The following is a 13,033-nucleotide window of genomic DNA, read 5'->3' as shown; positions in this document are numbered from 1 at the left end:
TTCTGAAGGAGTACCCGATCATGGGCCAGAACACCAAAGCCGTTACCGACCAGAGCTTTCAGGACGATGTCCTCAACAGCGACAAGCCCGTCCTGGTCGATTTCTGGGCGGAATGGTGCGGCCCGTGCCGGATGATCGCCCCCGCGCTTGAAGAAATTGCGGCCGACCTTGGCGAAAAGGTCACAATCGCCAAGATCAACATCGACGAGAATCCTGAAACGCCGGGCAAATATGGGGTTCGCGGTATCCCGACCATGCTGCTGTTCAAGGGCGGCGAAGCCGTCGCGCAGAAAGTCGGCGCCGCCCCGCGCGGTCAGATCCAGCAATGGTTGGAAGCGCAGATCTAGGCCGGGCGTAACGCCCTAGATTCGATTGACGAAGGGCGGGGCGCAACCTACATCGCGCCCCGTCTTGCGCACGCGCGTGCGGCACCCTTTTCGTCGCCTTCGCGCGTCCCGGTTTTTGAGGAATTTTTCGCACATGCTCGCCACTCTGGCCAAAAGCATCTTCGGTTCGGCCAACGATCGCTACGTCGCCAAGCTTCGCCGTATCGTTGAGACCATCAATGGATATGAGCCGACCATTTCGGCCATGACCGACGAGGAGCTGCGCGGGCAGACCGATATTTTCCGCAATCGACTGGCCGACGGTGCGAGCCTCGACGACATCCTTCCCGAAGCGTTCGCCACGGTGCGCGAAGCGGCCAAGCGGACGCTGGGCCAGCGCCACTATGACGTGCAGATGATTGGCGGCATCGCGCTCCACCGCGGCGAAATCGCCGAAATGCGCACCGGTGAAGGCAAGACGCTGGTCGCCACGCTCGCAACCTACCTCAACGCGCTGCCCGGAAAGGGCGTCCACGTCGTCACCGTCAACGACTACCTTGCCAAGCGCGACGCCGAATGGATGGGCCAGGTCTATCGCTTCCTCGGCCTGACGACCGGCGTGATCGTCCCGAACCTGCAGGAACATGAGCGGCGCGACGCGTACAACGCCGACATCACCTACGCCACCAATAACGAACTCGGCTTCGACTACCTCCGCGACAATATGAAGTATTCGCGCGAGCAGATGGTCCAGCGGCCGTTCAACTATGCCATCGTCGACGAAGTGGACTCGATCCTCATCGACGAAGCGCGCACGCCGCTGATCATTTCGGGCCCGACCGACGACAAGTCGGAGCTCTACATGGGCGTTGACGCGATCGTGAAGCAGTTTGTGGAAAGCGATTACGACAAGGACGAAAAGCAGCGCAGCGTCGTCCTGACCGAAGAAGGCACCGAAAAGGCCGAGCGCATGCTCGAGGCTGCCGGCCTGATCGAAGGGCGCAACCTTTACGACATCACCAATACGCAGGTGGTCCACCACCTCAACCAGGCCCTCAAGGCCAATGTGATGTTCAAGAAGGACATCGATTACATCGTCAAGGACGGCAAGGTCGTCATCATCGACGAGTTCACCGGCCGCATGATGGACGGCCGCCGCTGGTCGGACGGCCTGCACCAGGCGGTGGAAGCGAAGGAAGGCGTGCAGATCGAGCCGGAGAACCAGACCCTCGCCTCGATCACCTTCCAGAATTATTTCCGCATGTATCCGAAGCTGTCGGGCATGACCGGCACCGCGCTGACTGAGGCGCCCGAATTCTTCGACATCTATCGCATGAACGTCGTGTCCATTCCGACCCACGTGCCAGTCAAGCGGATCGACGAAGACGACGAATTCTACAAGAATATCAATGACAAGTTCGCGGCTATTGCGAAAGAAATCAAGCATCGGCAGGACATCGGCCAGCCGGTGCTGGTCGGTACGGTCAGCATCGAAAAGTCGGAAATGCTCGCCGAATTCCTCGAGAAGGAAGGCATCAAGCACAGCGTCCTCAACGCCCGCTTCCACGAAAGCGAAGCGCATATCGTGGCGCAGGCCGGCCGGCTCGGCGCGGTGACCATCGCCACCAACATGGCGGGTCGCGGCACCGACATCAAACTCGGCGGCAACCTTGAATTCTTGGTCGAGGACGAACTCGGCGATATGCCCGAAGGGCCGGAACGCGACGCGGCGATCGAACGCATCAAGGCGCAGATCGAGGCGGAAAAGCAAAAGGTGCTTGAGGCCGGCGGCCTGTTCGTGCTCGGAACCGAACGCCACGAAAGCCGCCGCATCGACAACCAGCTGCGTGGCCGTTCGGGTCGTCAGGGCGACCCCGGCCTTTCGCGTTTCTACCTCAGCCTCGACGACGATCTGCTGCGCATCTTCGGCCCGCAGACCGCTTTCGCGCGCCTGATGAACAAGAATCTCGAGGACGGCGAAGCAATCGTCTCCCCGTGGATTTCGAAGGCGATCGAAACCGCGCAGAAGAAGGTCGAAGCGCGCAACTACGACATCCGCAAGCAGGTCGTCGAATTCGACGACGTGATGAACGACCAGCGCAAGGTGATCTACGAACAGCGCGCCGAAATCATGGACAGCGACCATGTCTCGGACGTGGTCGAGGATTTCCGCGCCGAAACCATCGTCGGCCTCGTCGCTGCCTTCTGCCCGCCGGGCACCTATCCCGAACAGTGGGACGTCGCCGGCTTCAAGGAAGCGGTGGATGACGTCCTCGACCTTCAGCCGCCGATCGACGAGTGGCTGCAGGAAGAGGCGGTCGAACAGGACATTCTCGTCGAACGCTTGCAGGCGCTGGCGGACGAAAGCTTCAATGCGAAGCTTGAGGGCGTCGATCCGGAACGCTGGATCCAAGTCGAAAAGTCGATCCTGCTGCAGAACCTCGACCATCACTGGAAAGAGCATCTGGCGACGCTCGACGCACTGCGCCAGGTCATCCACCTGCGCAGCTACGCGCAGAAGAAGCCGATCGACGAATATAAGCAGGAAGCCTTCGCCCTGTTCGAACGCTTGCTGGTCGCGATCCGCGAGGACGTCACCAAGACGCTGATGCGCGTCCGTATCCAGATCGAAGAGCCGCCAATGATGGCAGCCAGCGACTTTGCGCTGCCCGATTTCATTACCCAGCACATCGACCCCTTGTCGGGCGACGACAACAGCGCGGACATCGACGCCGCTACCGGCCGCGTCATGTCGAGCCTGCCGCCGATGCAGATCGCGCGACCGGATATGCCGACCGGCGACGACGGACAGGCGGTGCCGGCGCCGGAGAGCCGCAACGCGCTGTGCCCCTGCGGTTCGGGCCGTAAGTACAAGCATTGTCACGGGCAGGCCGCCTAAGCGCCCGGAAGGACCCATCGATGATCGACCGTTCGGAGCTTCGTCAGGCCTACCGTCCCGACGAGAATGCCCTTGTGCGCCTGCGCATCGAGCAGGCCAAGCTGGAGCCGAGGCAGCAGTCGGAAGCAACCGCGATCGCCCGGACGCTGGTAAAGGCGGTGCGGGGGCACAAGGCGGCGGGGCTCGACGCGTTCCTGCAGGCCTATGACCTCGGCAGCGACGAGGGCATCGCGCTGATGTGCCTTGCCGAAGCGCTGCTGCGCGTGCCCGACGCCGAAACCGCAGACGATCTGATCCACGACAAATTGTCCGGTCCCGACTGGTCGGAAAAGATGGGTGAAAGCCGATCGACCTTCGTCAATGCCGCGACCTTTTCGCTGCTCCTCACCGGCAAGGTGCTCGACGAGGCCAACGACAAGACCGACAATTGGCGCGCTGCCCTTGGCCGCGCTGTAGGTCGTCTCGGTGAGCCGGTGATCCGTACCGCCGTCAGCCAGGCGATGAAGATTCTTGGCAAGCAGTTCGTTTTCGGCCGCACCATCGATGAAGCGCTGAAGCGCGCTGCGCCCGAACAGTCGAAGGGCTGGAGCCATAGCTTCGACATGCTGGGCGAGGCGGCCAAGACCCATGCCGACGCTGCCCGCTATGCCAAGGCTTATGCCGATGCGCTGGGCGTCATCGCCAAGAAGGCCAAGGGCGGCTTCAAGGCCGCGCCGGGCATCTCCGTCAAGCTCAGCGCGCTCCATCCGCGCTATGAATGGAGCCACGCCGAGGAGGCCAAGGCCGCGATCCTGCCGGTCCTTCGCGATCTCGCCATGCAGGCCAGCAAGGCCGACGTCCACTTCACCATCGACGCGGAAGAGGCGGATCGCCTCGAGCTGTCGATGGACCTGATCGAGGCGCTGGTCGCCGACGACAGCCTGTTCGCGAATGGCTGGGGCGGCTTCGGGCTTGCGCTGCAGGCCTATTCGAAGCGCGCCGTGCCAATGGTCGACTGGGTCGTCGAACTGGCCCGCACCCACCGCCGCAAGCTGATGGTGCGCCTGGTCAAGGGCGCCTATTGGGACAGCGAGATCAAGATGGCGCAGGTCGCGGGGCTCAGCGACTATCCCGTCTTCACCCGCAAGGTTGCGACCGACGTCAGCTACCTCGCCTGCGCAAAGAAGTTGCTGGCGGCGAGCGATTGCATCTACCCTGCTTTCGCCACCCACAACGCCAACACGATCGGCGCGGTGAAGGCAATGGCTGGCCCGCGTAAAGGACAGCCCGGCTTTGAATTCCAGCGGCTCCACGGCATGGGCGAAGGGCTTTACGAAGAGCTGGCCAAACTCGAGCAGGGCATCGGCGAAATCCCGACCCCGGTCCGAATCTACGCCCCGGTCGGCAGCCACAAGGAACTACTCGCCTATCTCGTCCGCCGCTTGCTCGAAAATGGCGCCAACAGCAGCTTCGTTAATCGCATCGCGGACGATGACGTGCCGGTCGACGAGCTGGTCCGCGATCCGGTCGCACAGCTCGCGACGCTGGAGCCCAAACGCAACCCGATCATCCCGCTGCCCGACGCCATTTTCGGCGGGCGAAAGAATAGCGCAGGGGTCGATCTCAGCGACCCGTTGGTTCGTGAGCCGCTGATGGTCCGTCTGAAAGGACTGGAATCGAAGCGCTGGTCGGCCGCGCCGACGGGCGGCGGCAGCGGTGATCGTTGCACCATCGTCTCGCCATTCGACACCGGCCGCGAGGTTGGTGACGTTGTCTGGGCGAGCGAAAAGGACGTCGACCGGATTGTCCGCGCCGCGCACAAAGCTCAGGCCAGTTGGGACCTTTTGGGCGGCGAAGATCGTGCCGCGTTGCTCGAACGCGCCGCCGACCTGTTCGAAACCCACCGCGAAGAGCTTTTTTCGCTGTGCATTCGCGAAGCCGGAAAGACCCCGGTCGATGCGGTGCTCGAAGTGCGCGAGGCGGTCGACTTCCTCCGCTATTACGCCAGCGAAGCCCGCCGCCTTTTCACCACCGCGCTCCCGCTCCCGGGTCCAACCGGCGAACTTAACGAGCTTCGCCTTCACGGCCGTGGTGTCTGGGCCTGCATCAGCCCGTGGAACTTCCCGCTGGCGATCTTTATCGGCCCCGTCGCCGCCGCGCTGGCCGCCGGAAACAGCGCTGTCGCCAAGCCCGCCGAGCAGACCCCGCTGATCGGGGCCCGCGCGATCGAATTGATGCACGAAGCCGGAATTCCGGCCGATGTCGTCCAGATGGTCCCGGGCGACGGCAAGGCGGGGGCCGCGCTCACCGCGCACCCGTTGATCGCTGGCGTTGCGTTCACCGGATCGACCGAGACCGCTCGCGCCATCAATCGTTCACTTGCCAACCGCGATGGCCCGATCGTGCCGCTGATCGCCGAAACCGGCGGCCAGAATGCGATGATCGTCGACAGCTCGGCGCTGCCTGAACAGGTTACGCGCGATGTCGTCGCTTCTTCATTCCAGAGCGCGGGCCAACGCTGCTCGGCCCTGCGCGTCCTGTTCGTGCAGGACGACGTCGCCGACGGGATGCTTGACATGATCGCTGGCGCACTTCAGGCCCTGACCGTCGGCGATCCCTCCGATTTGCGTACCGACGTCGGGCCGGTGATCGATGTCGAGGCCAAGGCTGCGCTCGACAAACATCTCGCGGCGCTCCGCAAGAAGTCTCGCCTCATTGCTCAGCTGGCCTTGCCCGACAGCGCCCGGCGCGGCCATTTCGTCGCGCCGACGATGGTCAGGCTCAACAGTCTCGACGAGCTCGACCGCGAACATTTCGGCCCGATCCTTCACGTCATCCGCTGGAAGTCGGGGCAGCTCGACAAGGTGATCGAGGCGATCAATTCGACCGGCTACGGCCTGACGTGCGGCCTGCAAAGCCGCATCGACACCACGCGCGTCTATGTCGAGCGGCACGTCCGCGCCGGCAACCTCTACGTCAACCGCAACCAGATCGGCGCGGTCGTCGAAAGCCAGCCGTTCGGCGGGGAAGGGCTCAGCGGCACCGGTCCGAAGGCCGGCGGTCCGCACTATGTCGCCCGCTTCGCCACCGAACGCGTGACCTGTATCGACACAACGGCCGCTGGCGGCAACGCCAGCCTGATGGCCGCCGTCGAGGGGTAAGCCACCACTACAGGAACAGGAGCCGCCGCGATGAAGACCGTGTTGATCACAGGATGTTCGTCGGGGCTGGGCCTCAGCCTTGCGGTGAAGGCGGCGCAGGCAGGCTATCGCGTCGTCGCCACCATGCGCGATCTCGGCAAGCGCGGTGCGCTCGACGATGCGGCGACGAGGGCGGGAGTCGAGCTGGAGGTGCTGCCGCTAGATGTCAGCGACCGGCAGTCGGTGGAAGCCGCCGTGGCCGAGGCGGGGCGGATCGACGTCCTCGTCAACAACGCCGGCTTCGGCTCGGTTCGCACTACCGAATGGGCCAGCGACGAGGATGCCCGGCGCATCTTCGAAACCAATGTCATGGGCGTCATCCGCTGCACTCGCGCGGTCCTGTCGGGGATGCGCGAGCAGGGTCGGGGCCATATCGTCAACATCGGTTCGGTCGGCGGGCTGGTCGGTCAGCCCTTCAACGAAATCTACTGCGCGGCCAAATTCGCGATCGAAGGCTATACCGAGGCGCTGGCAAGCTATGTCGGCCCGGCCTTCAACATCGCTTTCACGGTCGTCGAACCGGGCGGAATCATCAGCGACTTCGCCAAGTCGGTGATCGCCGATTTCGAAGCGAGCGGGCGGATGGATGATCCAACCTATGGCCCGCTACTGCAACGTTATCTGGGATCGGCGCGACAAAGGGCGGCATCCGGCGACACCGAGCGCGAAGGGGTCTACCAAACCGCCGACCAGGTCGCTGACGCAGTCCTGAGATGCATGGCGATGGACGACCCGCCCGTACGCATGCGGACGTCCGACTGGGGCGATGGCCTGTGCCGGTTCAAGACCGCAGCCGACCCCGACGGCAAGGCGCAGCGAGAAGACGTCATCGGCCGTTTCCTCGGCGGTCGCGAGGGCTGGGCGCGATAAGCGCAACGAAAAAAGGCAGGTCAGGCGACCTGCCGTTCTCGATTTCCCGATGAAGGAAAAATGGCTCCCCGAGTTGGATTCGAACCAACGGCCGCTCGATTAACAGTCGAGAGCTCTACCGCTGAGCTATCGGGGAGCGGCTCCGGTTTCCCGGAGCGAGGCCGCCTATAACGCGTCCGTCGGACGTTGCAACACCCTTATGTCGCAAATTGCTCCATCGCGATGCGCTCGTCGAGCGCATGCTCCGGGTCGAACAGCAAGGTCAGCGAACGCGACTTATCAAGCGTGACCGCGACCTCAGTGACGTCGCGCACCTCAAACTGGTCGGCAACGGCCGCAACGGGCCGCTTTTCGGCTTCAAGGATGCGAAAATTGACGGCAACGTCGTCCGGCAGGATTGCGCCGGACCAGCGGCGCGGTCGGAACGGACTGATCGGGGTCAAAGCCAGCATCTTGGCCGCAAGCGGCAGAATCGGGCCATGGGCAGACAAGTTGTAAGCGGTCGAACCTGCTGGAGTCGCCACCAGTACTCCGTCTGCGACTAACTCAGGCATAACGACGCGGCCATCCACGCTTATTTCGATCTTGGCCGTCTGACGGGCTTCGCGCAGCAGCGACACCTCGTTGATCGCCGGATGGGTCCAGGTCTCGCCACGGATCGTGGTCGCTTCCATCTGCAATGGCGCGACCTTGATATGTTTCGCGCCCTCGATCCGCTCGGCGAGCCGATCAAGTCGCCATTCGTTCATCAGGAAACCGACCGTGCCCCGGTTCATGCCGAATACGGGCCGTGCGTCCCCGTCTTCCAGCATTGCGTGTAGTGTTTGCAGCATGAAGCCGTCGCCGCCCAGCGCGACCAGTACTTCCGCATCCGCTTCGTCGGCCCAGCGGTAGCGGCGGCGCAGCAGCGCCTCTGCGGCCAGGGCCGCCTCGGTGCCCGACGCAACCAGCGCGATGCCGCGTTGGCCAAGGTCCCGCTCGGCGGGGACAGGCGATTGTCCGGCGATATTCACGCTCCCCAACATAATGGCTCCAGCCGCAAACGCTACTGTCCCGATCCGGCACAGCCACAAGTGTCGGATTGGTGATCGGGATGGCCAAGCCTAAGCCCGGGCCATGCGAGAGTGGCTTCGCACTGTACACGGGGGCAAGCGGGCATCGGATCGGGGGATCCAGATGCCCGCGACACCCGTCAGGGATCGCGCGCTCGAACGCACCATCCAGCGCGACGAAATCCAGCTGCGTTTCCAGCCCCAGATCGACATCGCCAGCGGCGTCGTAACCGGGGTCGAGGCGCTGGCACGCTGGTCGGGCGCGGATTGTGCCGAACAGCTGTTCGCACGTGCGGAGGCCGCGGGCCTCTCCGAACGATTGTCGCGCACCTTGCAACGCAAGGCGCTTGGCGTCGCGGCGCGCTGGACCGGCGACCTCGCGCGGTTACCCCTGTCAATCAACCTGTTGCCCCAGGATCTGGAGCGGGTGGGGTTCGACCGCTGGCTATTGGCGGAAATGCGTGACGCCGGCATCGCGCCGCAGCGCATCACGGCGGAAATCGTGGAAACCAGCCTGGTCGGCGATCAGCCCGCTGTCGCGGCCCGCCTTTCCCAACTGCGCGCAGCCGGGGTGCGGATCGCGATCGACGACTTCGGCACCGGCTATTCCAGCCTTGCCTATCTCGCCTCGCTTCCGCTCGACGCGATCAAGATCGATCGCGCGATGATCGCCCATTTGATCGGCGGCAGCCGCGACCGCATCATCGTCAAGGCGATGATCCGCCTAGCACAGGAATTGGGCCTGAAGGTCGTCGTCGAAGGCGTCGAAAGCCCCGATCAGCTTGTCCTGCTCCGCCAATGGGGCTGCGACGCCTACCAAGGCTTCCTTGGGTCCAAGGCGTTGGGCGAGGTCGAACTGGCCCGCTTCGTCGCGGCGCACCTGCCGCAGGCCGCCTAGGCCGGTTCGACTTCCTTCTTCGCGTCGGCGGCCGCCAGCGTCCGCATCAGCCCCCGCGAAATCTGCAACGCGCCGTTGAGCCGCGCTTCGCCGCTGGGCCAGTCGCGGCTGATCACCAGCTTGCTGTCGGGGCGCAGCTTTGCCGCACCCTTCAGCCGGTCGACATAGCCGAATAGCGCCTTCAGATCGGGGAAGCCCTTTTCGGCGAAGGTGACCACGGCACCCTTGGCACCGACGTCCAGCTTGGCGATGCAGGCCTTCTTACAATTGATCTTCGTTTCAACGATATGCAGCAGGTTTTTGGTTTCCTGTGGCAACGGACCGAAGCGGTCGATCAATTCCGCGGCGAAGGCTTCCACACCCTGCCGGTCGTCCAGTTCGCCGAGGCGGCGGTACAGACCCATGCGCAGGTCGAGGTCGGGGACATAATCTTCGGAAATGAGGATCGCCGCCTCGACGTTGATCTGCGGGCTGAAGCCTTCGGCGCGGTCTATTTCCGATTTGCCCGACTTCACCTCCAGGATCGCCTCTTCCAGCATCGACTGGTAGAGCTCGAACCCGACCTCCTTGATATGCCCCGATTGCTCGTCGCCAAGCAGGTTGCCGGCGCCGCGAATGTCGAGGTCGTGGCTGGCAAGCTGGAATCCCGCGCCGAGGCTGTCGAGATTGGCCAATACCTGCAGCCGCTTGTCGGCGGTTTCGGTCAGCGAGCGGTCAGGCGGCGTCGTCAGATAGGCGTATGCGCGGGTCTTCGACCTCCCGACGCGGCCGCGAAGCTGGTAAAGCTGGGCGAGACCGAAGCGGTCGGCACGATGGACGATCAGCGTGTTGGCGCTAGGAATGTCGAGCCCGCTTTCGACGATGGTGGTCGACAGCAGCACGTCATATTTCTTGTCGTAAAAGGCGCTCATCCGCTCTTCGACCTCGCTCGGCGCCATCTGGCCGTGCGCGGTGATGAACTTCACCTCGGGCACTTCCTCGCGCAGGAAATCCTCGAGTTCGCCCAAGTCGGCGATGCGCGGGGCGACGAAGAAGCTCTGCCCACCACGATAATGTTCGCGCAGCAGCGCCTCGCGCACCACGACCGGGTCCCACGGCGCGACATAGGTTCGGACAGCAAGCCGATCGACCGGCGGTGTCTGGATCACCGACAACTCGCGCAGCCCCGACATCGCCATCTGCAGCGTGCGCGGGATCGGCGTCGCCGTCAGGGTGAGGACGTGGACGTCCTCCTTCAGCGTCTTCAGTCGTTCCTTATGGGTCACGCCGAAATGCTGCTCTTCATCGACAATGACGAGGCCCAGCTTCTTGAATTTGACCGACTTCGACAGCAGCGCATGGGTGCCGATAACGATGTCGACGGTGCCTTTTTCCATGCCTTCCTTGGTCGCCTTGGCCTCGCTCGTCGTTACCAGCCGAGACAGGCGCCCGACCTCGATCGGGAAGCCCTTGAAGCGCTCGGTGAAGTTGGTGAAGTGCTGGCGGGCGAGGAGGGTGGTCGGTGCGATCACCGCCACTTGCATGCCGGCCATCGCCGCGACGAAGGCGGCGCGCAACGCCACTTCGGTCTTGCCGAAGCCGACGTCGCCGCACACCAGCCGGTCCATCGGCTTGCCCGCGCCCAGATCCTCGAGCACTTCGCCGATCGCCCGGTCCTGGTCGTCCGTTTCTTCGTAGGGGAAGCGGTCGACGAAGGCGGGAAAGGCGCTGTCGGGCTCCGCTACCTGGCCCTGGCGGGTGGCGCGGATGGCGGCGGTCTTGATCAGCTCGCCCGCAATTTCGCGGATGCGCTCCTTCATCCGCGCCTTGCGCCGCTGCCACGCCTCGCCGCCGAGGCGGTCGAGGGTCCCCCGCTCGCTGTCGGACGAGCCGTAGCGGCTTAGCACCTCGATGTTTTCGACTGGAACGTAAAGCTTGTCGCCGCCGGCATATTCGAGCTGGACGCAATCGTGCGGCGCCTTGCCCACCGCAACCGATGTCAGACGGATATAGCGGCCAATGCCATGGTCGGCGTGGACGACGAGGTCGCCGGGCGTCAGCGTCGCCAGTTCGGCAAGGAAGGCGTCGGCGCTCTTGCGGCGCTTCTTACGGCGCACCAGCCGGTCGCCGAGCATGTCCTGTTCGGTCAGCACGGCGACGTCCGGCGCGGTGAACCCATGGTCGAGCGGCAGGACGATCAGCGTCGCCTCGCTCTTCGACCCCAGCGCTTCCTGCCACGTCCGCACTTGGCTGAGCGACTTCAGCTCATGGTCTTCGAGCAAGCCGGCAAGGCGTTCACGGGCGCCTGCGCTGTAGCTCGCCAAGATTACTTTCCGTTTGTCCTTCCGTAGCTTGGCGACGTGTTTGACGACCGCCTCGTAGACATTGGCCTGCTGCGCCCGCTCTGGCGCGAAGTCGCGCGGGCCGTCGACGCCGAGGTCGATGACGCGATCGGCTTCGGGCTCCGGATGATGGCTGGCGAAATGGATCGGCCGCGCCGCGACGGCTTCCCGCCATTCCTTTTTCGACAGGTAAAGCGCGGACGGCGCCAGCGGACGATAGCTGCCCGGCTCGGCGACCATCGCCTTCTCGCGATTGCCGAAATAATCCTCGATCGCCTCGGCCCGTGCCTCCAGCGCCTGGTCGGCGTTGGAATCGCGCAGGATGACGTCGTCGGCGCCCAAATTGTCGAAGATCGTCGACAACTTCTCTTCGAACAGCGGCAGCCAATGTTCCATCCCCGCCAGCCGCCGGCCGTCGCTCACCGCCTGGTAGAGCGGATCGCCGGTTGCGTTGGCACCAAATTGTTCGCGATAGCGGGCGCGGAATCGCTTGACCGTGTCCTCGTCGAGCAGCGCCTCCGATGCGGGCATCAGCGTGAACGAACCCGCTTGCCCCACCGTCCGCTGGTCGGCGGGGTCGAAGCGGCGCATCGTCTCCACCTCGTCGCCAAAGAAGTCGAGGCGGATCGCCTGCTCCTCGCCCGCGGGGAACAGGTCGACGATCGACCCGCGCACCGCAAATTCGCCCGCGTCGTGCACCGCGTCAGTCCGCTGGTAGCCATTGGCGACAAGCAGATCGACCAGTTGGTCGCGCTCGATCCGCTCGCCCTCGGCCAGCCGCCGCGTCAGCTGGCGGATGCGGAACGGCGTCAAAATGCGCTGGGTGACGGCATTGGCGGTAGTAATCAGCAGCTGCGGACCTTTGCGGGGCGCCTGTAGCTTCTCCAGCGTCGCCAGTCGCTCTGCCATGACGCGCAATGCCGGGGATGCGCGGTCGTAGGGCAGGCAGTCCCATGCCGGGAAGCTCAGCACTTCCACTTCCGGCGCGAACACCGGCACCGTATCGGCGAGCGAGCGCATCGCGGCCTCGTCGGCGGCAATGATCACCGCGCGCCCACCCTTGCTGTTGCCATGGACGGCGCGCGCCAAGTCGGCCGACAGCCACGGCAGGAAGCCCGCCGGCACCCGCGACAGGGTCAGCGGCTCCTTGGCCGACAGGATACGGGTGAACAGGTCGCTCATTTGGCGATGCGGATGAAATCGAGTTTCTGGAGGGCGTCCATCATGGCTCCCTGATAGCGTTCGGGCACTGGCTGGGTTCCGATGGCCCAGGCCATGATGTCGACGTCGGTCTCGGTCAGCAGCGCGGCGAACAGCGCCCGCTCGTGCGGTCCCCAGCCGGCATGGTGCGCGTCGAAGAAGCCGCCGATCATCATGTCCGCCTCACGCGTGCCGCGGTGCCAAGCGCGATATTTCAGGGCGCGAAGGACGTCGTCCAAAATGTCTTCTCCAACAGCGATAAGCCCGCCGGCGAAAATCGCCGCAGGT

General features: G+C 64.2%; 8 protein-coding genes and 1 tRNA gene. 5 read left to right on the top strand and 4 right to left on the bottom strand.

Translation table 11 applies throughout. The annotated features are described in order from the left end of the window. Window positions 1-20: 20 nt before the first annotated feature. The 4 genes from trxA (at window position 21) to G570_RS09345 (ending at window position 7,274) form a co-directional block, all read left to right on the top strand. Window positions 21-347 carry a thioredoxin TrxA gene (gene trxA / locus G570_RS09360; protein WP_037501595.1) on the top strand — a complete coding sequence of 109 codons (327 nt, stop codon included), beginning with the start codon at window positions 21-23 and terminating at the stop codon, window positions 345-347. Between the two features lie 133 nt (window positions 348-480). Continuing rightward, window positions 481-3,225, top strand: a complete 2,745-nt coding sequence (gene secA / locus G570_RS09355; protein ID WP_037501591.1) for a preprotein translocase subunit SecA — start codon at window positions 481-483, stop codon at window positions 3,223-3,225. A 20-nt stretch (window positions 3,226-3,245) separates the two neighbouring features. Then, window positions 3,246-6,365 carry a bifunctional proline dehydrogenase/L-glutamate gamma-semialdehyde dehydrogenase PutA gene (putA, locus tag G570_RS09350; RefSeq protein ID WP_037501589.1) on the top strand — a complete coding sequence of 1,040 codons (3,120 nt, stop codon included), beginning with the start codon at window positions 3,246-3,248 and terminating at the stop codon, window positions 6,363-6,365. Window positions 6,366-6,395: 30 nt separating this feature from the next. Further along, window positions 6,396-7,274, top strand: a complete 879-nt coding sequence (locus G570_RS09345; RefSeq protein ID WP_037501587.1) for an SDR family oxidoreductase — start codon at window positions 6,396-6,398, stop codon at window positions 7,272-7,274. A 61-nt stretch (window positions 7,275-7,335) separates the two neighbouring features. On the opposite strand, the gene G570_RS09340 is transcribed toward G570_RS09345, so the two are convergent. Further along, window positions 7,336-7,410: transfer RNA gene (locus G570_RS09340), tRNA-Asn, on the bottom strand. A 61-nt stretch (window positions 7,411-7,471) separates the two neighbouring features. Next, window positions 7,472-8,347 carry an NAD kinase gene (locus tag G570_RS09335; protein ID WP_245600277.1) on the bottom strand — a complete coding sequence of 292 codons (876 nt, stop codon included), beginning with the start codon at window positions 8,345-8,347 and terminating at the stop codon, window positions 7,472-7,474. Window positions 8,348-8,450: 103 nt separating this feature from the next. Here G570_RS09335 and G570_RS09330 point away from each other — a divergent pair, with 103 nt between their 5' ends. Continuing rightward, window positions 8,451-9,224, top strand: coding sequence for an EAL domain-containing protein (locus G570_RS09330; RefSeq protein ID WP_051504243.1), 774 nt, complete (start codon window positions 8,451-8,453; stop codon window positions 9,222-9,224). On the opposite strand, the gene mfd is transcribed toward G570_RS09330, so the two are convergent. Together mfd and G570_RS09320 are read right to left on the bottom strand one after the other, a co-directional pair. Further along, the gene (mfd, locus tag G570_RS09325) at window positions 9,221-12,727 is read right to left on the bottom strand and encodes a transcription-repair coupling factor (protein WP_051504242.1); all 3,507 of its coding nucleotides are present in this window, start codon (window positions 12,725-12,727) and stop codon (window positions 9,221-9,223) included. The genes G570_RS09330 and mfd overlap by 4 nt on opposite strands. Continuing rightward, the gene (locus G570_RS09320; RefSeq protein ID WP_245600276.1) at window positions 12,724-12,984 is read right to left on the bottom strand and encodes an FAD assembly factor SdhE; all 261 of its coding nucleotides are present in this window, start codon (window positions 12,982-12,984) and stop codon (window positions 12,724-12,726) included. The genes mfd and G570_RS09320 overlap by 4 nt, the downstream gene beginning before the upstream one ends. Between the last annotated feature and the right edge of the window lie 49 nt (window positions 12,985-13,033).

The sequence above is a fragment of the Sphingomonas jaspsi DSM 18422 genome (assembly GCF_000585415.1).
Taxonomy (GTDB): Bacteria; Pseudomonadota; Alphaproteobacteria; order Sphingomonadales; family Sphingomonadaceae; genus Sphingomicrobium; species Sphingomicrobium jaspsi.
This window is presented reverse-complemented; position numbering and strand designations above follow the sequence as displayed.